We start from the raw sequence: 23,062 nt of genomic DNA on the forward strand, positions 1-23,062 counted from the left end.
CTCAATAACCGTCTACCTCAACAATGGCATCTGCAAAAGCCTGAGGGGCCTCCTGGGGCAAATTATGGCCCGCGCCTTTGATAATGCGATGCGTGTGTTTCCCTGAGAATTTTTTGGCATATGAGGCGCCGTCGGTGGCGGGCGCAACACCATCAGAGTCGCCATCCAATGTAATGGCGGGTATAGTAATAACCGGGCTTTGGGCCAGTAGTTTTTCAATATCATCATATCGTGCTTCGCCATCAGCCAGGCTTAAACGCCAGCGGTAGTTATGTATCACAATGCCCACATAGTCTGGATTGTTGAAAGATGCGGCTGTGCGCTCAAAAGTGGCATCATCAAAGTCCCACTTAGGCGAAACGTTTTTCCAGATGAGCTTGTTAAAATCGTGCCTGTTGGCTTCGTAACCGGCGAGGCCGCGTTCGGTAGCAAAATAATACTGATACCACCATCCCCATTCGGCTTTTGGCGGTAATGGCAACTTGTTACGTTCAAGGTTATTAATAAGGTAGCCATTAACGGATACGATGGCCTTGCAGCGGTTGGGCCAAAGAGCAGCAATAATGCCTGCAGTGCGTGCTCCCCAATCGTACCCGCCAAATATGGCCTTGCCGATATGCAGCGCATCCATTAAAGCAATAATATCCAAAGCCACGGCCGCCTGTTGCCCGTTGCGGGATGTTGTAGCCGACAGGAAACGCGTTGTACCATGGCCGCGCAGGTGCGGCACAATAACCCTGTAACCTTTTGCTGCCAGCAGTGGGGCAACATCTGCAAAACTATGAATATCATAAGGCCAGCCATGCAGCAAAATCACCACCGGGCCATTGGCCGGGCCGGCTTCGGCGTATCCAACGTTTAATAGTCCTGCATCAATTTGTTTTAATGTGCCAAAGGAGGCATCGGCCTGTTTAGCTTTATTGGTTGCCGGCGCATGCGCAGGGCTGGCTTTTGCAGAACCAAGCATAGCAAGCGGGCCGGCAGCAAGTGAAATAGCGGCAGCACTTAAAAAACGGCGGCGATCAAATTTGAGGTTTTGCGACATATTATTAATTGTTATCGTTTCGCTGCCCGGGCCCGCGTTTAACGGCGCCCCGGGCAGTAAAACGGTGTTGTTAGATTAAGTTAATTTGCACGTTGATATTGCCCCTGGTAAGTTTAGAGTACGGACATGTTTGGTGTGCGGCATCTACCAGTGCCCGCGCAACTTCTGTTGATAACCCTGGCAGGCTTACGTTAAGACGGGCCTGTAAAAAGTACGCACCATCGGTGTTACATAAGTCAACTTCAGCATCAACAGCTACATCGGCGGGGATTCTTACCTTCATTTGGCCGGCAGCAATTTTCATGGCGCCGATAAAACAAGCCGACCAGCCTGCAGCAAACAACTGCTCGGGATTGGTACCAATTGTTTCGCTGCCAGGGACAGACAATTTAATATCGAGGTTACCATCGGCGCTTCTTGACGAGCCTCCATCGCGGCCACCTGTGGTATGGGTTTTACCTGTGTATAATACGTTTTGAGATACTGCTATGGCGGTTGTTACTGAACTGCCTGTTTGATTATTTTCCATTATTTTATTTTTAAAATTGTTTTTTTGTTGAGTCAAAAGTACCCTCGCTTTGATTTTTTAACGACCATTAAACAGGGAGTTGGACAGATTTGACCTTGAGTTAGTCATTTTAAAAGCCGGGATGGTCTCAGTTTCCGGCTACGGTTAACTGCGTTTTATGGGAATTAAGCTTACGGAACTGTATGTAAGTAATAATGATAACCACAAAGGCTGTAGCTGATTTAATAAGATCGGCATTGTTGCTGATGGCGTACCCTGACGCAAACGCAAAGATGACATCGAAAACAAGGCCGGCAAAAACCCAGTCTTTAAGCCACCGTAGCTTGTGGGGTACAAGGAGTACGGTTATGCCAAGAATTTTCGAGATCCCCAACAGGGTAATAAAATATGGGGGATAACCCATTTTTAATGTTTTGGTATAAGTGAGCGGATTTTTGGTGATCTCGAAATAGCCGCTTGCTAAAAAAAGCAATGACAGCAGTACAACGCCTACCCAATAAATAATTTTTGCTGTTTTTGATGTGCTTAAATTGTTCATGATATTGTTATTTGATTTGATGATATTGTTCGCTTATGAATTTATGGCCTGATGCCCTTTAATCTGGCTGCGGCTGGCTGGTATCCTTTTTCTTTTTATGGTGATGCTCACCATTTGGCAATCCTGCAGATTCCTTTCGAATGGGGCGCTTGCCAATAATGATAAAGACAACAGCGGCACCAACCCCGCAATCAGCCCGGTTTGTTTGTATTTGCCCGGCTTGTTCATGATGCTTATTTGAGGCCGGTTTTTGAGGCCGCTAAAATTTCGCCGCTGTTTTGATTTTGCACCAGGCATAGCACTTCCCAGTTTTGCGCGCTAAAATTTTCAGGCAAGTCAATAGTTGTGTTGCCTGCGCCGTTGTTGCTTAGCTGCTCCGTTTGTATTTTGCGTACTATTTGTATGTGCGATAATATGTGCCCGGCATTTTCGCCACGTTCTACTTTACTTTGGGCATTTTTTTGTACAAGGGCAATCAATACATTGCTGCCACCAGGCGCACCTGCGGTTTGGTATTGCAGTTTCAGTTTACTGCCATCCTGTTGCGCCCGGAGTATAACTGTGGCCACCGGGTTGGTTGCCAGGCCATCGGCAATTGCACTATTAAGTGCAGCCTCATCCGATCCTACATACTCGGCTTTGCCATTTACGATAACCTGTGGCGTATAAATTTGTGTACCGCCAAGCCATTGCCCATATTGCCGTTGCCTGGCCGAGAAACCGGCGTTGCTGAAAATATCTTTCCAACCCAAGCGGTTCCAGTAGTCAACGTGATAGGCCAGCAGGTAAACCGCTTTGCCTTGTGTTTGCTGTTGTATTTTTGCCAGCAACTCATCGGCCGGCGGGCAGCTTGAACACCCCTCGGAGGTAAACAACTCCAATACAACAAAACCTTTTCCGCCTGCTTTTGCTATATCTTTTTTTGCGGGTGTTTTGCCCCCGCTCATCAATGCGTAAACCGATAGGGCGCTGACGATAAGGCCGGCAATTAGTACTAAAACTTTTAATGATTTCATGATACTTGTTATTTTTTATGCAAACCTATTGGCAAACCTGGTGGCCCTTTAGTTAAAACCAGCCGGATTAGGCATAATTTGGGGCGAGTTGGTTAAATGAAACGCCGAATTGGTCAACCGATGGATTTGCGGCACAAACCGCCAAAACCTTTGTTAGCAAGAGGCTTTATAAGGCGCAAAAGGTATGGCAGCAGGTGCAATAAAGGTGTTGCTTTTACATGTCTGCGTGAGGGTGCAAAATGCCTATGCCGGGTACAATATTGGCTGATTGGGCTATTTGGCATGCGGTATCAATCTGCATTATATTTTAACTTAGCGGGATGATGTGCTCACAGGAGTTAGCACATAGCCTTATAAAAGAGCTGCACGTGTTAAATGCTACATTTAATTAGCCAACATGAATAAAACAACATTTAAAATATCTAACAAAATAATCTGGTTAAGCTCGCTTTTCCTGGGCGTGCTTACTTCGGTCCCAAAAATTGCCGAGCATCATTTTAACCCTTACGAAGCACTTGTAGATTCAACGGTAACTTTCCTGTTCGCGGTTTTTATATGGTATTATAATATTGTTACGCTACCAGCATACACCTCGCGCGATGTTACCAACGGGTTTTCGGTACTACGTTTGGTTAAAGGCTTGTTTTGGGGGATAGCGGTAATGTTTATTTTAGCTTGTATTCAACAATTTTTACTCTCGCGACTAAATTTTGGCCCGGTAATGCTCATGTTCGAGGTAAGGGGTATCCTGGTGAACATTATGTTTTATATGTTTTTAAACATGGCCTACCAAAGCTATCTAAACCAGCAGGTGGGTATCGAACTGGAGCGTACCAAATCAGACAACCTGGGTGCACAATATGAATTACTTAAACAGCAGGTAAACCCTCACTTTTTATTTAACAGTTTGAATACGTTAAAATATATGGTGGAGAGCAATGATGATCATTCGGTAGATTTTATTTTAAAGCTTTCGAATTTTTACCGCTTTACCCTCGAAAGCCGCAAGCTCGACCTGATAAAACTTGCCGATGAACTGGAGATACTTGATGCTTACGTGTTTTTATTAAAAGCGCGATTTGAAGATGGTATCCATCTTTCGGTTAATATCAATCCCGATTACTATCAATCACTTATCCCTCCTTTTACCTTGCAGCTCCTGGTAGAAAACTGTATAAAGCATAATGTAGTATCGGTAACACGCCCCCTGCAAATCCGCCTGTATTCGGCCGATGGCTATATTGCTGTTGAAAACGAGGTTCAGCTTAAAAGAACACCCGAAGCCTCGACGGGCATGGGGCTCGAAAACATTAACCAGCGTTATATTCACCTGCTTAATAAAACCATTAATATTGAAGCCAGCGAAACTTTATTCACTATTAAACTTCCGGTCATCTCATGAATATTATCATCATTGAAGACGAGCTTAAAGCGGCAAAATCACTTGCCGATCTTATTTTAAAACTAAGGCCGGCGGCCAATATCGTTGCAAAATTGCAAAGTATTGAAAGCGCCATAGATTATCTTACCCAAATGGCACAGCCCGATCTTATCTTTATGGACATCCAGTTGTCTGACGGCTTGTGCTTTGAGATATTTAAATCGGTAAAAATAAACTGCCCTGTAGTTTTTTGCACGGCCTACGGCGAATACGCTATGGACGCCATCAAGGCCAATGGTATTGATTATCTATTAAAACCTTTTTCAAAAGACGAGCTGCAGGAAGCGTTTGAAAAGGTTGATAATTTAAAAAACTTTTTTCAGCAGCATGCACAGCCCAACCTGGATGTGTTATTAAAAAAGATTGGAATTGATGAGGGTAAAAAGAGCTTCCTGGTTTTTAAAAACAATAAATACAGCACCATACAAACCGAGCAGATAGCTTTTATCTATATCCGCAACGATACGCCAACCATCATGACGTTTCAGCAGCAGGAATACGCCATCACCCAATCGTTAGACCAGGTGCAGGAGCTACTTTCGGCCAAACAGTTTTTCAGGCTCAACAGGCAATACCTCATCAACTTTAGCGCGGTTAAAGAGGTAGAGCACTATTTTTCGAGGAAACTTTTTGTGAAACTTGTAATACCCAGCCCTGATAAGTTGCTGATAGGCAAAGAAAAAACAAGCGGCTTTTTAAGCTGGCTTGAAAACAGGTAACTGCAGGATATTAAAATATTGTTTTTTAAGGTGGATAGTACTATCTATAATTGGCTCTTTTTACCAACCCTTTGATATCTGCAACAGCAATCTGCCGACCCACCTTTGTTAACAAGCCCTCTTCTTTGAATTCCTTAAGCAGGCGCGTTACATTTTCCTCGGCAATGCCTGCTATATCGGCCAAATCGGCTCTCGAAACCGTCAAGGCAACGGTTGACTTAACAGCAACATCTTCCTTGTATTTCTCCCTGAGCACAATTAAAGTTATTGCGAGCCGCTCGGCTGCATTCCTTTTAGCAAATACCAACACAGTATTGGCCAAAACCATAACCTCATGGCTTAAAGCACTTAGCAGTTGCTGTGCAAAGGAAGGACTATTTTTTATCGTAAACATAAAGTCTTCGACTGGAATAAAATATATCTGACTGGTTTCCAGCGCTGCTGCCGAATCGGAATAACGTCCTCTTGAAAGTACGGCATGGTAGCCCAGCAATTCTCCCTTACCTGCAACATATATAGTCTGCCTTTTTCCGGCATGGTCAACCTTGTATTTTTTTACTTTACCACTAAGCATCAGGAAAACTCCGGCAGGTAAAGTATTTTCTCTGAAAATGATTTCTCCTTTCTTATAAATATGAGAAGGACTATTTATAAGTAAACGGTTGTAGTCATCTACTGTCAACAACCTTAAAGCAGAGGCTGTAATAAAGCGCCATTTCTCTATCGGAAAAATCCTGTTTAAGCTCATGCGCAAAACTACAGAAACCAAGTATTATATAAGCATGATATAAGTATGGTATAAACCTGATAAGTGTCACTTTTCGACTGACTGTTTTGTGTCATTTAAGTTAACTAAATCGTTATTTTTACCGCTAAAAGCAATATATATTTTAACAGGAAATTTAATTTAATCATATATTAATAAAAACAATGACTGGTACTACCTCCTCAAGAACAAATGATTACCTGAGTGTCGGAAGTTTATGGCAAAATATTGGTTTCTATGCCATATTAATAGTATTAGCATGCATATTAACCAATCAATTTTGGTTATTAAAAGCGCGTAATAACAAAAGACAAAAGCCACTTTAAAATACTTAAAATATAAGTAAATGAGCCAATGATGGCCTCGGCGCACTTTTGCGTTAGTCTTGCGTTGTAGGTTTCTGTATAGCGATTAATTATGGGAAGGCCAACATGACTCAAACCTTCCCTCCCCTAATTAACCTTACTTAGTTTAAGTATCAGCACATTTAACTGATTATTAATGCGCCATTTGCAAGTTGTACCAAAAGTGTCCAATAGTGTGAAATGCGTGCGCACCGATGGCAAACCAACCGCTACTTATTTAGTAAAACCGCCTTGATGCCCTTATGCGTAGGGGTTACCTCCTTTATACTGCCATCACTATTAAATTCAAGCTTGTCTATACAAACTTCTCGGTTGTAGCCTGCGGCATCGCCCATGGTAATACCCTTGGGGTAATTAAAACGGTGGTATACCATATACCATTCGTCGCGGCCGGGAATCTGAATAACCGAATTATGCCCGGTTCCGTAAATGCCTTCTTTAGCATTTTTGGTAATTACCACATTGTTTGCCGGTACCGTTATTGGCCCAACGGGCGAATTGGATGTGCCATAATGCACCGTGTAATCGGGGCTGCGCGTATCGTTTTGCGACCACATAAAATAATAGATACCTTTCCGGTAAGCTACATAAGTACCTTCGTTATAATGTCTGTCGGGTGTTAATATTTTTGTGGTGCCGGTTTTTAAAGAGGTCATATCGTCATTCAACTCGGCGCAGGCCATGTAACCGTTGCCCCAGTATAAATAGCTCTTGCCTGTTTGCGGGTCGGTAAAAACATCGGCATCTATTTGCTGGCCACCTTTTACACCAGCAGGCAAACTATCAAGCAGTGGTTTCCCAGAATCAACAAACGGGCCAGCCGGATCATTTGCCACAGCTACGCCAATTTTTTGCGCGGCAGCAAAATAGTAGAAATATTTATAGCTGCCGTTTATCTTTTTTTCGATAATGCAGGGCGCCCAGGCATTCCGTTTTGCCCAGCTTACATCTTTGGGTAAATCAAGTATCACACCTTCATCCTTCCAGTTAACCAGGTTGGCCGATGAAAAGGCTTTAAAATAGTTGCCGCTCCAGCCGTCGAAACCATCGCTGGTAGGGTACAAATAAAATTTACCCGTCTTTTCGGCATACAATATTTCGGGGTCGGCATAGTAACCTTCAATTGCCGGGTTGTGATTTTCCTGTACTTGTACATTATAGGTTTCGGGCTTTTTCCCTTTGATGGTCACTGTATATTTTACCGGGCCTTTGGTAAAATTTTGTGCCGCAGTGGGTATTACTGTAATGCCGGGCAATGCGTTGAACGCCGGATTAAATACCTTTAAATTGGTGCCAGGCAATACCGGCAGCGTAAGGGTGTGAGTGGCAGAATCTAACACAATGTTAATCTTTTTCACCTGGCCCGACCGGGGCGACAACATTGCATCATCTGTGCTTCCCCATTTGGCGGTTAAGCGGGCTGCTTCCTGCGCGGTTATGGGCATAATGGTGCCGTGCCGCGGGTGAAAATTCATGGTTACCTCGTTATCAATAGCAGTAAAATGTTCCAGGTCGGTAGTGCGGGTAAACTGGTATTTACCTTCGGTGTACCTGTCGTACATCAGTATATAGGCGTTACTATTGTTTAGTTTAAAAGTCCCGGCACCTTCTACCGGCGATTTGGTTTGCTGTATGTATTTATCTATCAACACATAGCCTTCGGTCAGCTTATCTGATACGGCAATTTTAATTCCGGCTCCCGAGCCTTCTGTTTTAAAAAACAAGTGATATTTGCCGTCTTTATAAACAATATCCCCGTCAATACAGGCTCCATTGTCAGGTTTAAAAAACAGTTGTTTGGGTGTTGTTTCCAGCCCCGAAAAATCATTTTTGGCATAAGCGTAATAAATTTTATCCGGCTCGTTACCAAAACGCATCGACCAATATATCATATACTTGTGCAGTTTAAGATCGTAAATGGTCTGCGGGGCCCACACCCGGTTTACACCTTTAAACTCCTTAAATACCTCCGGCACAACAACTGTATGCGATGTCCAGTTGATCAAATCGGTTGATTGCATGAGCACCATAGCCGTATCCGGTCCCCAGCCGTACTTATCGGTATTCATATCGGTAGCCACCATGTAAAATGTTTTCCCGTCGGCCCCCCTTAGGATATGCGGATCGCGCACGCCGCCGGTCGTACTTATGGTAGCCGAGTTCAAAACCGGCTGGTTATTATTAAGAGCGCGGTAGTGGTAACCATCATTACTTAAGGCAAACCGGATAGCTTCGCCTTTTTTGCTGCCGGTAAAATAGGTAAACAAATACGCCGAACAGGCGTCGGCTTTAGCGGCCTTTTTAACGGGCTTGTTACCGGCCGACTGAGCAACAACGCCTGACGCATGTGCAAATATTGTTGAAAATACAATTAAAAAAAGCCGCGTGCATTTCAGGGTCTTCATACGTAATAAGTCTTTTCTTTAAAAATATACAGGTTATAATGGTGTTTGATATCAGACCGGGGCAATTTTATACGCCCGGCGAATCCGATGTCAATATTAATTTAAAAGTGTCAAAAACACAATTATTTTGGAAATTTTATTTTTTTGACAGGGACTGGTGCCTAAATATACTTCTCACTACCTGTTTAAATTTAATTTTCAAATAATCACAGTTTGCCCAAAGTTTATTAATATTTGTTATCGCTTTCGGCATACATGGTTTTAATAAAAACAACCGTAAATTACCTGCTAATTAACTAAACATACCCGTATATTTAGTTGCACAACGGCTATAGATTATTGAATGTAACAAAATTTGATAATAACCTAAATTGTTGACCTATGAAATTTGAGAAGTTTTTGGAGCGGTATTTTTTGGCCAAGTTTTGCCTGGCAGCAATGTTTACCGTAGCCCTTACAAGCGCTTTTGTACAAGCGCAAGTTAGGCAGAACAAAAAAAATGCTGCCAGAAAACCCAACATAGTTTTTATTATGAGCGATGACCATTCCTACCAGGCCATCAGTGCATACGGGGGGATGCTTTCTAAACTTGCACCCACCCCTAATATTGATAAGATTGCAAAGGGGGGCATCATTTACAAAAAAGCCTTTGTTGAAAACTCGCTTTGCACTCCCAGCAGGGCCTGCCTAATGACAGGCTTGTACAGCCACCAAAATGGCCAGCGCCAGCTTGCCGAGGGCATCGACTCATCGAAAGTATTCTTTAGCGAGTTGCTCCAACAGGCGGGATATCAAACGGCCATTGTTGGCAAATGGCATATGTCTACAAGCCCTAAGGGATTTAATTACTACCATATACTTGACGATCAGGGCAAATACTATAATCCCACTTTTAAAGGCACCGAAACAGGGTATAAATTTGTACAGGAACAAGGTTATGCTACAGACCTTATTACCGAACATGCACTCGATTTTTTGAAAAAACGGGATAAGGGCAAACCCTTTTGCTTAATGATACACCATAAAGCCCCCCACCGCAATTGGATGCCTCCCGGCAAATACCTTGATTTGTACAACGATGTGAATTTTCCTGTGCCTGAAACTTTTTTTGATGATTACCAATCGCGGTGCGATGCTGCCAAAACACAAAAAATGTCAATAAGCAATGATATGGAACTGGTTCAGGATTTGAAAGTGGAAGAGCTGAAAGATCAGTTGGTAAGTCCCTACGATAAGCTTTCGTACACATTTTTAATGGGCGAACTTGGGCGTTTAACACCAGAGCAGCGTGCCGCGTGGGATAAGCATTATAAGTTGAGAAACCAGCAGTTCATCAACGCAAAGCTGACCGGGAAGGCGCTTGCATTATGGAAATACCAGGAGTTTTTAAAGGATTACCTGCGCTGCATTAAGTCGGTAGATGACGGCGTTGGTGCAATTTTAAAATACCTGAAGGATAATAACCTGGAAAACAATACCATGGTTGTTTATACATCAGACCAGGGATTTTATATAGGCGAGCACAACTGGTTTGACAAGCGGTTTATGTACGAGGAATCATTCCGGACGCCCCTGTTGATCAGATATCCGGGGGCTATAAAACCAGGAACGCAAAGCGATGCCCTGGTACAAAACATTGATTATGCACCAACATTTTTATCGCTCGCGGGCATTAAAAAGCCAGAACAAATGAGTGGCACTTCGCTGGAGCCAACATTCAAGGGGCCTAAGCCTGCGGGGTGGCGCAGTGATTTATATTATCACTACTATGATTATCCGGCATTTCATATGGTGCGCAAGCACGATGGCGTACGTACCGAACGCTATAAACTGATTCATTTTTACGGCAAGGGCGGCATGCGTGGCGCAACCACCAAATACCAAACAACTCCCGGCTACAGGGAATATACTATTCTTAAGCTGCTCAACAATGCGGGCTATGTAACCAATGATGCCGATATTGACTGTAATGAACTTTACGATTTGAAAACCGACCCGCAGGAACTTCATAACCTTTTTGGCAAACCCGGGTATGAAAAACTTACCGCCGATTTGCAAAAACGGCTTGATGGATACCGAAAGAACCTGAAGGTGCCCACCGATGAGTTTTGATTACCAACATCATGTTAATAATGATGTACCAGCATTTAAACAAGCCGGTATATCATTATTCAATAGCAGCGTATGAGATTTGGCTCACAAGACCATCTTTTCGTTAAACGACTAAAAAAATCCTGTATTCTACTCATTATTGCCATAAATTACAACCTCCGGTTTTACCAATCGTACTCACTACCAAATTTAATCGCCATTATTCAACGCCGGTATAAATGCCTTTTTCGCATCCGCGGGGCACTATCTATTTAAAATATATAGCGATGATTTTATTTAGACAAGGCGCAACTGCAAAAAAAATCACAGGGGCACTTGTTTTGTAATACGGGGGTACAATGAACCTCTTTATAAAAAACATGGTGAGCAGCCGCTGCAAAATTATCGTCGAATTCGAATTGAGGAGGGCGGGGCTCAAATGTACCTCTATTGACCAGGGAAGGGTAATTGTTACAGGGAATGTGGTAACAGCTCAAATTCAACAAGCCGGTATCGCTTTATTAAAATATGGCCTGGTATTAATGGACAACAAAAAAAACATCCTGGTTGAAAAAATAAAGCAGGTAGTTATCGATTTGATCTTCCATTCAGAAATCCCCTTGAAAACCAATTTCTCCGATTACCTGAGTAATAAGCTTAACCGTGATTATACTTACCTGGCCAATACATTCTCGGAAGTACAGGGCATAACCATCGAACAGTTTATCATCATGAACAAAATTCAACTGGTAAAACAGCTGATTTGGCAGAATGAATTAAGCCTTACCGAAATTTCGTGGAAACTCCATTACAGCAGTGTAGCGCACCTATCTGCCCAGTTTAAAAAAGTTACCGGCTTGACACCCTCGCAGTTTAAACATTTTGATTCTCAAAACCAAAGCAATTTTGCTAATGTGTGAATTATATAACTTATTCAAAAAGTTATATAACATGCCTGCTATAAAGTTGCCATAAGTTTGTACCATCCTGCAATCTGACCCAATAGGACCCCCAGGGACTTTACAATTTACATTTCAATACTATATTCATGAAAAAAACATTTACTATGCCAATGGAAGTCATCTGCATGCGTCAGCGCAGCGGTTATTCCAAAACTTTCGGCGCAATTTTGTCGCTACTTTTACTCCTTACTATTTTAACTCCAGGGTGTAAAAAAGATAATTACAAGGGCGAAATCAAAGGCGAATGCCCGGTTGTGGTTTCAACCGACCCGGCTGATAAAACTGTTGACGTTGTTTTAAACAAGGCCATATCAGTAACTTTTAATACCAGCATGGCACCCTCAACCATTACCGGCAAAACATTTATAATACAACAAGGCGCTACTGTTGTTACAGGTACCATAACAAACGCCACCAACGGTACCGTATTTACGTTTACGCCAAGCCAGCCCCTGCTGCCTTTTGCTATTTATACGGGCACTATAAAGGCTGCGGTAACCGACACTTTGCGCACCGCGATGGTGAGCGATTACACCTGGACGTTTACCACTATTCCGCAGGTTACGTTAACAGCAACCCCTACCCTCGGCGGTGTTACTGATGGTGAAGGCACATTTGCACAAGCATCTGCAGTAACGGTTAGTGCAACGCCCAATACCGGCTACATATTTACCAACTGGACGGATAATGGAGTTATTGTTTCAACCAGTTCCAGCTATCAGTTTACCATGGCGGGGAACAAGGCATTGGTGGCCAACTTTAAACTGATACCGGCATCGCAATTTGCGGTAGTACTTACCTCGAGCCCGGCTATTGGTGGTACAACCAGCGGGTCGGGCGCCTACAATGCAGGCACCGCTGTAACCGTAACCGCCGACCCTAATAACGGCTTTACCTTTGTAAACTGGACGGATAACGGTAACGTGGCTTCCACCAGCTCAAGTTACCAGTTTACACTTGCAGCCAACCGTAAATTAGTGGCCAACTTTAAAGCTATACCGGCATCGCAATTTGCACTGGTATTAAAATCAAGCCCGGCAGCAGGCGGCTCAACAACCGGCTCAGGCGCATACGCTGCAGGTTCATCGGCAAGTGCAACGGCAACGGCAAACCCCGGCTACACCTTTACCTCGTGGAGCGGCGATGCAACAAGCACCAATAACCCGTTAACTATTGTTATGAGTGCCAACAAACATGTAACAGCCAACTTTACGCTCAACGTAATCATTATACCACCGCTTTTGGGTGATGCTGCAAAATTTGGCGCTTTCGGCGGTAATGCAGGCGTAACCAACCAGGGCCTAAACACAGTAATCAATAACGGAGCGATAGGCACAACGGCCGCATCAACCCTGGTTACCGGTTTCCACGATGGCTTAACTGCCGATATTTACACCGAAACGCCTTTAAACAAGGGTAACGTAAAAGGTGGCATATTTACAGCGCCCCCGGCGCCAGGTACAGCAACATCATTCGCAGTTGCCACACAAGGATTGCTTGATGCTACCATAGCCTACAACAGTATATCCCCGGCCTCGAAACCAGGTGGTATCGACCCCGGCGCAGGCGAATTAGGCGGTTTAACTTTAGCCCCCGGCGTATATAAAGCCGCAAGCGGCACCTTCAAAGTAACCAATGGCGACCTAACGCTGGATGCCAAAGGTGATCCGAACGCAGTGTGGATATTCCAGACAGCTGCCGGCCTTACCGTAGGTACAGCAGGCCCGGCAGGTGCCAGGAGTGTTATTATGAAAAATGGCGGCCTTGCTAAAAACGTTTACTGGTATGTAGGCAGTTCGGCTGTAATTAACGGCGCGGGTGGCGGCATCATGACAGGTACTATCATATCCAGTGCAGGCATCACCTTTTCAACTGCCGGCAACTCGGTGCAAACGGTATTAAATGGCAGGGCTATATCCCTTGTAGCTTCGGTTACTATGGTAAATACCACTGTTAACGTACCACAATAAGCCAACATCAGTATCAACAGTATTCAATCCCTTTTTGGGGGATTGAATACTATCTGTCAACAACATATTTAAAGAAACATCTCATGTTACCAATCAATAAAACAATTAAAACAACCATCATCTGCTGTTTGATGGTTGCTATGGCCGGCATAACGGTTAAAGCACAAACCACTACTGTACCAACCTGGTGGTTTGGTGTATCCGGCGCTGCCAATTTTAACTTTTACGATGGCACCACCCAGCGGCTAAACAATTCGTTAATAGCGCCTACTGCTTTTCATAAGGGCCATGATGTACGCCCTTATGGGTCTATTTTGATGGAATACCGCCCGGCAAGTGTTTTGGGTGTTATGCTTAACGTAGCTTATGATGGCCGCGGTGGCAAATTTAAAGATGTGGTGGCCCCCTGTAATTGCCCCGCTACTTTAGAAACCAACACCAGCTATATTGCTGTTGAACCAAGCCTGCGTTTAACAGTGCCCTCAACCGGCTTGTACTTTTTTGCCGGCCCAAGGGTTGCTTTTAACATCAGTAAAGATTTTGAGTACACCCAGCTTAGGCAACCTAATACAAATGGCCAGTTAAGCGCCATGCGTAAAACCCTCATCTCGGGCCAGGTTGGCGCGGGTTATGATATTATGGTTTCGCCGGCAAGCAGTACTACCAAGGTGAGCATCTCGCCATTTGTCTCTTTTCATCCATATTTTGGGCAGGAGCCGCGTAGTATCGAAAGCTGGTCGGTTACCACATTGCGCGCCGGGATAGCGCTTAAATTTGGTAAAGCTTCAAAAATTGCACCTAAAACGGTAACCAGCGTACCGGCACCTATGCATGAATTTGTTTTTACGGTAACCGCACCAACAGCAGTACCTTTAAAACGCCAGGTGAGCGAAACGCTGCCTTTGCGTAATTCGGTGTTTTTTGATGAAGGATCGGCCCAGATCCCTGCAAGGTATATTACGTTATCAACAGATCAGGCAATTACTTTCAAAGAGCAGCAACTGCAAAATGAGCAGGCCGATAACATGGCCGGTCGGTCTGCAAGGCAGCTGAATGTTTACCACAACATCCTGAATATTTTGGGCGATAGGTTAAGGGCAAACCCAGGCGCTGTAATTGTACTAACCGGCGCATCGGCGCAGGGCCCGGCAGATGGTAAAGAACTGGCACAAGCTGTAAAACTATACCTGGTTACCGAATTTGCTGTTGATGCGTCAAGAATAACCATTGCCGGCCGTAACAGGCCGCTTATCCCGTCGGAACAACCGGGCGGCACTAAAGAATTGGTATTGCTGCGTGCAGGTGACCGTCGGGTAGATATAACCAGCACTTCGCCGGAATTATTGACCGAAGTAGGTGGCGATATGATGAAGCCTGTTCAAATAAACGCCACACAGGCCAACCCGCTTGATAGCCACGTAATTTTAAACATCGATAGCGCCAAACAGTTGCTTAAATCATGGTCGGTAGATGTTACTGATGATAAAGGTACCGTTCAGCACTTCGGACCATTTATTGATGACCAGGCCAGCATTCCGGGTACAACTATCTTAGGCAGCAACCCTTCTGGCGATTACAAAATTGTAATGACAGGCGAAACCCGCGCCGGTATGCCTGTAAGGAAAGAAAGCACCGTACATTTGATACGCCAGGACGAAACACCAACCAAAGGCCTGCGCTACAGCATCCTGTATGACTTTGACAGGTCAAACGCCATTGTATCCTATGACAAGTTTTTAACCGATGTTGTATCAGCTTCAATTACTGATGGATCAACGGTAATTATTCATGGCCATACCGATAACATCGGCGAAGAAGATCATAACATGAAACTATCCAAAGCCCGCGCTATGGATGTTCAGCACACATTGGAGCAAGCCCTAACTAAAGCCGGCAAAACCAATGTTAAATTCGAAACCATAGGATTTGGCGAAGATGCAGGCAACGCACCATTTGAAAATAATTTAGTTGAAGAGCGGTTTTACAACCGAACCGTTATTATAGATATTATCCCTGTTAAATAGCGATAAGCGATACAAATGAAAAAAGCAGCGGGAGAAATTCCGCTGCTTTTTGCGTTAAAGGTGTCTTCTTAATTCGCCTTACTAAGCGTCATATCGTCATTAGCCGCGGCGGATTTATAGGCTATCTTTAATTCACCGTTCACATCACTTTTTAAAACTTCGGCCTGTTTCCCGTTAGCTGCAAATTTATAATCCGTATTCGGGCTTAATTGATGCAAAACATAGGTAACCGGTTTGGCTGCCTGCTGATGCCATTCCATTTTATCGCCATCCCAGTTTTTTATATCAATGCTTAAATTACCTGCCGAAGCAGCATTCAAAGCAACAGCCGGGCTGCTGCCATTAAAGTATGATAATTGGGTACTGGTACTATCAAAACCGAAGCTTTGTTTGGCGGTTACCTTAAATTTCCCGTCGGCAACGGCATAGTTATCATTGTCGAGGTTAATGGTTAGCTTTTTATCCCTGAACCTGTAATTCAAAACGGTGCCCCCAAGTTCGGGGGTAATATGCGGGTTGAGGTAAAAACGATTGTACAAAGGATTGATACCATAAATGGCCTGGTACAAGCCAACTATGGCCAGGCTGTTGCCCGATAGGATATCGTCGCCAAGGCCATCTTGCTTTATCCTGCCATAACGCTGAAAAGCCAACCCATCTTTACCATATTGCTCCAACACGTTGCGCACATATTTAAGGGCGAGGGCCGGTTTATATTCGGCGTAAGCTTTTACCGCAATGGATCCCCATGATAAAAACAGGTCGCCATTTTCATAACTTGGGAAAGGATATTGTGAATCCTTGGCCTCGCCCGGCAGGTATGTTGTCATACATAACGGCCAAAAGAAAAGCTTTTCCTGCTGCATTTGTGTTTCAATATTGTCCAATATGGTTTGCTTGCGGGCATCGTTATCGCAAATATCATAGGCAATGGCCATAAAATTTACCGGTGTTACCATGTTGCGGCCATGCACACTTTTGTCCTTGTCAATCCAATAAGCATAACAGCCTTTTTCCTGGTCCCAAAAACCACCTTCGGCAGTTGGCTTATTAAAGCTTTCCTTTAGTTTAGCTGCAAAGTTTTTATAGTAAGTTGCTTTGGCCTGGTTATTTAGTTGCTGCTCAATATCGGCCCATTTTACCAGCGCGTGGTAAAGCTTGGCGTTTACAAAAGCGTTTTCGTACGATGCCCAAACAATATCAATCCAATCGCTGCTCCGTTTTTGAGCACGGTTATCGTTCATCATTTCAACCAGTCCGTTGTTGTTATCGTCGCGTTTCAGTATCCAGTCTAAAACCTCTTCGCAGGATAGCTGGTGCCCTTTCACCCAGGTTTTATCCCCCGTCATATCATACAGCTCGGCAATGTTGGTCACCAGGTCCGGGTTCGAGTCCATGAGGGTACCCCATTGCGCCTCGTAAAAGCCGTCGCTGTTAAACTGGTTGGGGCCGGCATCCTCATTGTTATAAGCCCAACGCGAAAACACCCTGCCATCGGGTTTTATGGCATGATCGCGGTAATAATCAAGGCAGGTTTCATCGCCCTTTAAATATTTCCCGTCGTTTATGGCCAGGCCAAGCTGTGCTATATATTGCTCGTGCAGGCATATGGGGCCGTAAGGAGTAGCCCAGCTGTTGCCGCCAAAATGCAGCGAATCGATTACCCCTATCCGCGCAATGGTATTCAGTACTGCCCCAACTTTGGTACCATCCACACCATTAAATTTGCCCCGGCCATACTTTTCATCAAAATTAAAATAGCTAAGGGTAATGCTTTGGCTGCTTGCCCCGGCCGCAAGGCTAAATGGCGCCCAAACATCGGTGCGCCCTCTTAAAAACCTGCGCCTTTGGGTATCACTATCCTGCTTTAATGCCATTTGCTTATTGCTTACACTTATGGTGTAAGCCAGTTTGTCATCGGCAGTACGGCTATATTTCATAGCCACATTTTTGCCCGGGGCGGCCACGGTAATATTTAAACCGTTGCCGGTTTTACTGTTCCAAAAATCAGACGAACGGGTGTGCACGCCGTAGGTACACAGCTTTTCGTTAAAAAGGTAAAACCAGGCCAACCCGCCGTAACCCTGGTAGGCGCCTTCCCATGTGTTTATGTTATCAAAATTAAATACAGGCGCGGCAGATTCATTTACCTGCAATGGCTTGTTTGAACTCCGTTCAATTGTCCACCTGATGGCTTTATCGTTAATGGTAAAAGTCCAGTTTTCGGTTATGGTGAAGCTTTTATCGCCATAGCTGATGTTACTGAGCTTGTAAACATTGCCGGTTTTTACCAATACCGGCGTTTTTTTTAAATGCAGGGATGAATACGTTATACCATTTATATTCACCGATGTAAATACCCCATCGGCACTGCCTATTACTTTTTGCCCATTAACCACCAGCGAGGTGATACTTGCCCTACCGCTATAATTAAGCACCATAGTCATTTTGGGATTGCTGATTTTAATTTCGGTTGCTAATGCGGCCGTTGACCAAAAAGCAAAGACGAGAAAAATTAAACTGATGTGGATTTTTTTGAATCGCATGATGTCAGGATTGATGAGTGATGGCGTTCTGTTATCAAAATTAGCATATAAGTTTTAGGATGGGAATTTAATGTACAGGTGGCATAACGAAGGCAGAATAGGATCGTTAGCAAATACCTCGCTCAAACAAAAAAGGCACAGTCCTAAAACCATGCCTTTTTCAATTTTGACTTTTGAATTTTTAATTTTTCACCTATAATTTTATTTTTAAAGGTGTTCAAGAATGCTACGCAGTTTTGACTTAGTAACGATAGTATTCCGGTTTAAACGGACCTTCAACTGTTACACCAATGTATTCCGCCTGGTCCTGATCTAAAACTTCCAGCTCAACGCCAATTTTGGCAAGGTGTAAGCGGGCAACTTTTTCGTCAAGGTGTTTTGGTAAAGTGTAAACTTCATTTTTGTAAGCTGCACCGTTGGTCCAAAGCTCTAATTGAGCCAAAGTTTGGTTGGTGAACGAGTTACTCATCACAAAGCTTGGGTGGCCTGTTGCGCAACCTAAGTTTACCAAACGGCCTTCTGCTAAAACGATAACATCGCTGCCATCAATGGTATATTTATCAACCTGTGGTTTAATCTCGATTTTGGTGTTGCCATAAGCGCCGTTTAACCAGGCCATGTCAATCTCATTATCAAAGTGACCGATGTTACAAACAATAGCCTTGTCTTTCAACGCGCGGAAGTGCTCTTCGCGAACGATGTTTTTGTTACCTGTTGCGGTAACAACAATATCGGCCTCTTTAATAGCAGTACCTAATTTTTTAACCTCGAAACCTTCCATAGCTGCCTGTAATGCGCAGATAGGATCAATTTCGGTGACAATTACACGTACACCAGAGTTACGCAATGAATCTGCCGAACCTTTACCTACGTCGCCATAACCGCAAACAACGGCTACTTTACCGGCCATCATTACATCGGTAGCACGGCGGATGGCATCAACCAACGATTCGCGGCAACCGTATTTGTTATCAAATTTCGATTTGGTAACCGAGTCATTAACGTTAATTGCAGGCATTGGCAATGTACCGGCTTTCATACGCTCATATAAACGATGTACACCTGTAGTAGTTTCTTCAGATAAACCTTTAATATCAGCAATCAGTTCAGGGAAACGATCTAAAACCATGTTGGTTAAATCGCCGCCATCGTCCAATATCATGTTTAATGGTTTGCGGTCTTCACCAAACCAAAGGGTTTGCTCAATACACCAGTCAAACTCTTCGGCGTTCATACCTTTCCAGGCGTAAACAGAAATACCGGCAGCAGCAATAGCAGCAGCGGCATGATCCTGGGTTGAGAATATATTACATGACGACCAGGTAACTTCGGCGCCAAGCTCAATTAAAGTTTCAATTAAAACGGCGGTTTGGATGGTCATGTGCAGGCAGCCGGCAATACGGGCACCTTTTAAAGGCTGACTGGGGCCATACTCCTGGCGCAAAGCCATCAGGCCCGGCATTTCGGCCTCGGCCAGTTCAATCTCCTTGCGGCCCCATTCGGCCAGTGAAAGGTCTTTTACCTTGTATTTAACAAAAGCAGTTTCTACTGATGACATATCGTTTTCAATTTTGTGCAGCAAATTTAAATCATATCCCCGTTAAAATGAAATAGGGTTTGGATGAGGGGCGATTTGTTGCCATAGGGCAAGTTGGGGGATGGGGGTCGGGTTGCGAGGGTCGGGTTGCGGGGTCGTTGCACGCGGGGCTACCACATCTCAAATCTGATGTTCATTATGGCGTTGCCTGTGGCCCGTGCTGTACGTTCATACTACACAGGGCTTTAACCACGTGGCCGGTATCCACTTCCATCACTAACGCGAAAATTCATTACCGAAAAGGGTTTTAGTACCCCCACCGGCATCTGATTAAAAATGAATTTGTATCTTTGAATAGATAAACAATGCCATGTACAAGCAAGTATTAGTTCCCGACGAAAAGAACCACACCTTTGAGATGCCTAAAAAGTTTTTTGGCAAAAAAGTTGAAGTAATTGTTGTGGAAGTAGGCGAGTCCACCTTAAAAGATCACCCCCATCCCCCCAAAGGAAAGAAGGTAAATGTAAACGAGTTGTTTGAAAAATTTGGTGCCGCACCAAATTTTCCAAACATTGATGAAATACGAACCAAAGCCTGGTCATCCAAGTGGTAATATTTGATACCAACATTCTGATAGAACTTTATCGAGGTAACGTTAAGGTAAAGGAAGAAATAGAATTACTGGGTAGTAATGTATTTTATATCAGTAGTATTACCGTTGCTGAATTTCTGGTAGGTGCAAAAGACAAGGCCGATCTTAAAAGAATAGAAAAGCAGTTAAACAAATACACTGTAATTCCAATCAATACTGATATCTCGGAGATTTTTCTTGATCTATTCAGAACGCTAACATTAAGTCACAGACCGGGGATTGCAGATACCTTAATTGCCGCAACGGCGCTATACTATCAACTGCCGCTTTATACTTACAATAAAAAGCATTTTCAGTTCATTCCGGGCATTCAGCTTGTGTAAGATTACTTCTCCACTACCCCCATACTCAGCAATCCATTATAAACACCGCCGGTTTCAACCAATAGGGTTTGGGTGGTTATGGTGCCGGTTATTTTGCCGGTGGCCCTTATTTCAAGGGATGAGGTTTGGATATCGCCGGTTACCGTACCGTAAACTACAATCTCTTTGGTAATAATATTACCATTGATAACGCCTTTTTCGCCAAGGATAAGGCCTTCGTCAACTGTAACATCGCCGGTTACCTGTCCGTCAATGCGGGCAAATGCCGGAGCTTTAAAATTGCCTCCAATTTCGCAACCTTCGCTTATCAGGGTTGATATGGATTGCAAATCGAGCGATACTTTATCTTTTTTACCGAAAATAGCCATAGTTTTTAGTATCAAGTAGTTAGTAGCAAGTATCAAGACTGCAGCATTTTTACTTTGCTGCCTTCCACTGTTATTTATTGTTTAGTATTAAATAGCAAGTACGACAACACTGTCTTGATACTTACTACTTGATACTTGCTACTACTTATTAAGTGTTAAAAAATTAACCGGGTTTACGGCTTTGCCGTGCCTGCGTACTTCGTAGTGCAGGTGTGCGCCGGTTGAGTGGCCGGTTGAACCAACAAGGCCAATCTCATCGCCAAGGTTTACTTCCTGCCCTACTTTTACTTTTATTTTAGATAGGTGCCCATAAACAGTCTGGATATCGTTAATATGCTGAATGCGGATGCAGTTGCCATAACCACCGGCCCAGCCTGCAAAAACAACCTTGCCGCTTGCGGTACATTTTACCTCGTCGCCACGTTTGCCTTTAAAATCAATACCGGGATGAAATTCGGCGCTTGAACTGTCGAAAGGGTCGCTGCGGTACCCAAAAAAAGAGGTGAATGAACTAATGCGCGGGTAACCCATCGGGGTAAATGCTATGGTACCCATCAGGTGGTTGAGGTAGTCATTGTACAGCGAGTATACTTCGCCATCATTTAGCTTCTTACCTTCTGTATTGTTATCACCGCCAATACCGTTGGTGCTAAACCCTTTTAAGCCCCTGCGGCGCAGGTAATCGTTGATTGTTTTAAGCTTACCTTCAATCGATTGAATGTAACTTTGCGCGCTGCCTTGTTTAGCCTCGGCCGGCGCTGCCACCTGAGCAGGTACTGCCCCTTTTAATTTTACTATCTGGGCCATCAGCGCCTGTTTTTCAACTTCCTGCTGCTGGTTTTGCCATCTTAAATAAATAATACCGCCCACCAAAACCAGTACAACCGACAGGATGCCAAGCGCGTAATGTTTAAGATTGTTAAGGTGTTTTGTTTTAATTTGTAAAGACCGTGTAGGCTGCTGGTTTTTATTAATAACAACAACGGTACTGATATCAGATGTCTTTTGTTTCATCAAAATCATAAATTAGGGTTGGCAATATAACGATAACATTGAATAAATCAATAGCCATTATAAACAAAGCCCTTACGACCTGATGGTTATAATAAAGCTATATCGTCAGCATATTGTTATTATTGCGTTTTTTAAACGTATAGTGTTAATCATTTCTTATTTTTGCAGTTGATAAAAATTCAAAAAAAATAAACATACCATGTATCCAGAATATTTAGTTGCCCCCATGCGGGAAGATTTAACCAGGGTTGGTTTTGAGGAGTTGAAAGATGCCGAGGCAGTAAAAAACGCTATTGAAAGCGAAGGTACTGTATTTGTTATGGTAAATTCGGTATGTGGTTGCGCTGCCGCAAATGCACGCCCTGCCGCCAGGATTGCCGCCGCAAATGGAAAACATCCCGATAAATTAGTTACCGTTTTTGCAGGTATGGAAAAAGAAGCTGTAGATACTGCACGTAACTATATGTTGCCTTACCCTCCGTCGTCTCCGGCTATGGCTTTATTTAAAGATGGCAAACTGGTACACATTATTGAGCGTTACCAGATTGAAGGCCGCCCTGCCCAAATGATTGCCGATAACCTGATTGGCGCTTTTGAGCAATACTGCTAATTAAGCTGAAGGCCAAAGGCATAAAACTTAAAGCCAACACATTCATAATAACAAAGCCCCGGGTTTAAATAACTCCGGGGCTTTTTTTCATCTGCACATTTGAAATCTGAAATCTGCACATCTGAAATTTGTCTTTTTTCA

The 23,062-nt window shown here is 43.8% G+C and carries 20 protein-coding genes; 9 read left to right on the plus strand and 11 right to left on the minus strand.

Annotated features, from left to right (window positions below):
- Position 1: 1 nt before the first annotated feature.
- The 5 genes from AC1RM2_RS12170 to AC1RM2_RS12190 all read right to left on the minus strand — a co-directional run bounded on the left by AC1RM2_RS12170 (position 2) and on the right by AC1RM2_RS12190 (position 3,128).
- Positions 2-1,045, minus strand: coding sequence for an alpha/beta fold hydrolase (locus AC1RM2_RS12170; RefSeq protein ID WP_492985349.1), 1,044 nt, complete (start codon positions 1,043-1,045; stop codon positions 2-4).
- A 70-nt stretch (positions 1,046-1,115) separates the two neighbouring features.
- The gene (locus tag AC1RM2_RS12175; protein WP_492985350.1) at positions 1,116-1,574 is read right to left on the minus strand and encodes an organic hydroperoxide resistance protein; all 459 of its coding nucleotides are present in this window, start codon (positions 1,572-1,574) and stop codon (positions 1,116-1,118) included.
- Between the two features lie 127 nt (positions 1,575-1,701).
- On the minus strand, positions 1,702-2,112 hold the full coding sequence (locus AC1RM2_RS12180; protein WP_492985351.1) for a DoxX family protein: 411 nt from the start codon (positions 2,110-2,112) through the stop codon (positions 1,702-1,704).
- 33 nt (positions 2,113-2,145) lie between these two features.
- On the minus strand, positions 2,146-2,340 hold the full coding sequence (locus AC1RM2_RS12185; protein WP_492985352.1) for a hypothetical protein: 195 nt from the start codon (positions 2,338-2,340) through the stop codon (positions 2,146-2,148).
- Positions 2,341-2,345: 5 nt separating this feature from the next.
- Positions 2,346-3,128, minus strand: coding sequence for a DUF1223 domain-containing protein (locus AC1RM2_RS12190; RefSeq protein WP_492985353.1), 783 nt, complete (start codon positions 3,126-3,128; stop codon positions 2,346-2,348).
- A gap of 397 nt (positions 3,129-3,525) precedes the next feature.
- Here AC1RM2_RS12190 and AC1RM2_RS12195 point away from each other — a divergent pair, with 397 nt between their 5' ends.
- Positions 3,526-4,530: a sensor histidine kinase gene (locus AC1RM2_RS12195; RefSeq protein ID WP_492985354.1), complete on the plus strand. Its 1,005-nt coding sequence runs from the start codon at positions 3,526-3,528 to the stop codon at positions 4,528-4,530.
- Positions 4,527-5,288: a LytR/AlgR family response regulator transcription factor gene (locus AC1RM2_RS12200; protein WP_492985355.1), complete on the plus strand. Its 762-nt coding sequence runs from the start codon at positions 4,527-4,529 to the stop codon at positions 5,286-5,288. The genes AC1RM2_RS12195 and AC1RM2_RS12200 overlap by 4 nt, the downstream gene beginning before the upstream one ends.
- Before the next feature lie 40 nt (positions 5,289-5,328).
- On the opposite strand, the gene AC1RM2_RS12205 is transcribed toward AC1RM2_RS12200, so the two are convergent.
- Positions 5,329-6,036 (minus strand): Crp/Fnr family transcriptional regulator, encoded by a 708-nt coding sequence (locus AC1RM2_RS12205; RefSeq protein ID WP_492985356.1) that lies wholly within the window; start codon positions 6,034-6,036, stop codon positions 5,329-5,331.
- 592 nt (positions 6,037-6,628) lie between these two features.
- Entirely contained in the window at positions 6,629-8,824 is a 2,196-nt protein-coding gene (locus AC1RM2_RS12210; RefSeq protein ID WP_492985357.1) for a glycoside hydrolase family 43 protein, read from the minus strand.
- A gap of 381 nt (positions 8,825-9,205) precedes the next feature.
- On the opposite strand from AC1RM2_RS12210, the gene AC1RM2_RS12215 reads away from it, so the two are divergent.
- From AC1RM2_RS12215 to AC1RM2_RS12230, 4 genes are all read left to right on the plus strand, one after another.
- Positions 9,206-10,936: a sulfatase family protein gene (locus tag AC1RM2_RS12215; RefSeq protein WP_492985358.1), complete on the plus strand. Its 1,731-nt coding sequence runs from the start codon at positions 9,206-9,208 to the stop codon at positions 10,934-10,936.
- Positions 10,937-11,274: 338 nt separating this feature from the next.
- Complete coding sequence (locus AC1RM2_RS12220; protein WP_492985359.1) at positions 11,275-11,835, plus strand: helix-turn-helix domain-containing protein; 561 nt, start codon at positions 11,275-11,277, stop codon at positions 11,833-11,835.
- Between the two features lie 128 nt (positions 11,836-11,963).
- Positions 11,964-13,847 (plus strand): ice-binding family protein, encoded by a 1,884-nt coding sequence (locus AC1RM2_RS12225; RefSeq protein WP_492985360.1) that lies wholly within the window; start codon positions 11,964-11,966, stop codon positions 13,845-13,847.
- A gap of 83 nt (positions 13,848-13,930) precedes the next feature.
- Positions 13,931-15,871 carry an OmpA family protein gene (locus tag AC1RM2_RS12230; protein ID WP_492985361.1) on the plus strand — a complete coding sequence of 647 codons (1,941 nt, stop codon included), beginning with the start codon at positions 13,931-13,933 and terminating at the stop codon, positions 15,869-15,871.
- 68 nt (positions 15,872-15,939) lie between these two features.
- On the opposite strand, the gene AC1RM2_RS12235 is transcribed toward AC1RM2_RS12230, so the two are convergent.
- Together AC1RM2_RS12235 and ahcY are read right to left on the minus strand one after the other, a co-directional pair.
- Positions 15,940-18,417: an alpha-L-rhamnosidase-related protein gene (locus AC1RM2_RS12235; RefSeq protein ID WP_492985362.1), complete on the minus strand. Its 2,478-nt coding sequence runs from the start codon at positions 18,415-18,417 to the stop codon at positions 15,940-15,942.
- Positions 18,418-18,658: 241 nt separating this feature from the next.
- A complete protein-coding gene (gene ahcY, locus AC1RM2_RS12240; protein ID WP_492985363.1) occupies positions 18,659-19,975 on the minus strand; it encodes an adenosylhomocysteinase in 1,317 nt (438 codons plus the stop codon).
- A 349-nt stretch (positions 19,976-20,324) separates the two neighbouring features.
- Between ahcY and AC1RM2_RS12245 the strand changes: the two genes are divergently transcribed.
- Positions 20,325-20,567: a hypothetical protein gene (locus tag AC1RM2_RS12245; RefSeq protein WP_492985364.1), complete on the plus strand. Its 243-nt coding sequence runs from the start codon at positions 20,325-20,327 to the stop codon at positions 20,565-20,567.
- Positions 20,561-20,929: a type II toxin-antitoxin system VapC family toxin gene (locus AC1RM2_RS12250; protein ID WP_492985365.1), complete on the plus strand. Its 369-nt coding sequence runs from the start codon at positions 20,561-20,563 to the stop codon at positions 20,927-20,929. Before AC1RM2_RS12245 ends, AC1RM2_RS12250 begins: the two co-directional genes overlap by 7 nt.
- A 2-nt stretch (positions 20,930-20,931) precedes the next feature.
- Here the strand turns inward: AC1RM2_RS12250 and AC1RM2_RS12255 are convergent, their stop codons facing one another.
- Both AC1RM2_RS12255 and AC1RM2_RS12260 read right to left on the minus strand, forming a co-directional pair.
- A complete protein-coding gene (locus tag AC1RM2_RS12255) occupies positions 20,932-21,297 on the minus strand; it encodes a bactofilin family protein (protein ID WP_492985366.1) in 366 nt (121 codons plus the stop codon).
- 141 nt (positions 21,298-21,438) lie between these two features.
- Positions 21,439-22,311 (minus strand): M23 family metallopeptidase, encoded by an 873-nt coding sequence (locus tag AC1RM2_RS12260; RefSeq protein WP_492985367.1) that lies wholly within the window; start codon positions 22,309-22,311, stop codon positions 21,439-21,441.
- Positions 22,312-22,510: 199 nt separating this feature from the next.
- On the opposite strand from AC1RM2_RS12260, the gene AC1RM2_RS12265 reads away from it, so the two are divergent.
- Positions 22,511-22,921: a BrxA/BrxB family bacilliredoxin gene (locus tag AC1RM2_RS12265; RefSeq protein WP_492985368.1), complete on the plus strand. Its 411-nt coding sequence runs from the start codon at positions 22,511-22,513 to the stop codon at positions 22,919-22,921.
- Positions 22,922-23,062: the final 141 nt, after the last annotated feature.

This window comes from Mucilaginibacter sp. GW822-FHT03E02 (genome assembly GCF_058801545.1).

Coding starts and splice junctions, on each gene's coding strand:
- AC1RM2_RS12170 (WP_492985349.1), bottom strand. CDS start 1,045: ATGTCGCAAAACCTCAAATTTGATCGCCGCCGTTTTTTAAGTGCTGCC.
- AC1RM2_RS12175 (WP_492985350.1), bottom strand. CDS start 1,574: ATGGAAAATAATCAAACAGGCAGTTCAGTAACAACCGCCATAGCAGTA.
- AC1RM2_RS12180 (WP_492985351.1), bottom strand. CDS start 2,112: ATGAACAATTTAAGCACATCAAAAACAGCAAAAATTATTTATTGGGTA.
- AC1RM2_RS12185 (WP_492985352.1), bottom strand. CDS start 2,340: ATGAACAAGCCGGGCAAATACAAACAAACCGGGCTGATTGCGGGGTTG.
- AC1RM2_RS12190 (WP_492985353.1), bottom strand. CDS start 3,128: ATGAAATCATTAAAAGTTTTAGTACTAATTGCCGGCCTTATCGTCAGC.
- AC1RM2_RS12195 (WP_492985354.1), top strand. CDS start 3,526: ATGAATAAAACAACATTTAAAATATCTAACAAAATAATCTGGTTAAGC.
- AC1RM2_RS12200 (WP_492985355.1), top strand. CDS start 4,527: ATGAATATTATCATCATTGAAGACGAGCTTAAAGCGGCAAAATCACTT.
- AC1RM2_RS12205 (WP_492985356.1), bottom strand. CDS start 6,036: ATGAGCTTAAACAGGATTTTTCCGATAGAGAAATGGCGCTTTATTACA.
- AC1RM2_RS12210 (WP_492985357.1), bottom strand. CDS start 8,824: ATGAAGACCCTGAAATGCACGCGGCTTTTTTTAATTGTATTTTCAACA.
- AC1RM2_RS12215 (WP_492985358.1), top strand. CDS start 9,206: ATGAAATTTGAGAAGTTTTTGGAGCGGTATTTTTTGGCCAAGTTTTGC.
- AC1RM2_RS12220 (WP_492985359.1), top strand. CDS start 11,275: ATGAACCTCTTTATAAAAAACATGGTGAGCAGCCGCTGCAAAATTATC.
- AC1RM2_RS12225 (WP_492985360.1), top strand. CDS start 11,964: ATGAAAAAAACATTTACTATGCCAATGGAAGTCATCTGCATGCGTCAG.
- AC1RM2_RS12230 (WP_492985361.1), top strand. CDS start 13,931: ATGTTACCAATCAATAAAACAATTAAAACAACCATCATCTGCTGTTTG.
- AC1RM2_RS12235 (WP_492985362.1), bottom strand. CDS start 18,417: ATGCGATTCAAAAAAATCCACATCAGTTTAATTTTTCTCGTCTTTGCT.
- ahcY (WP_492985363.1), bottom strand. CDS start 19,975: ATGTCATCAGTAGAAACTGCTTTTGTTAAATACAAGGTAAAAGACCTT.
- AC1RM2_RS12245 (WP_492985364.1), top strand. CDS start 20,325: ATGTACAAGCAAGTATTAGTTCCCGACGAAAAGAACCACACCTTTGAG.
- AC1RM2_RS12255 (WP_492985366.1), bottom strand. CDS start 21,297: ATGGCTATTTTCGGTAAAAAAGATAAAGTATCGCTCGATTTGCAATCC.
- AC1RM2_RS12260 (WP_492985367.1), bottom strand. CDS start 22,311: ATGAAACAAAAGACATCTGATATCAGTACCGTTGTTGTTATTAATAAA.
- AC1RM2_RS12265 (WP_492985368.1), top strand. CDS start 22,511: ATGTATCCAGAATATTTAGTTGCCCCCATGCGGGAAGATTTAACCAGG.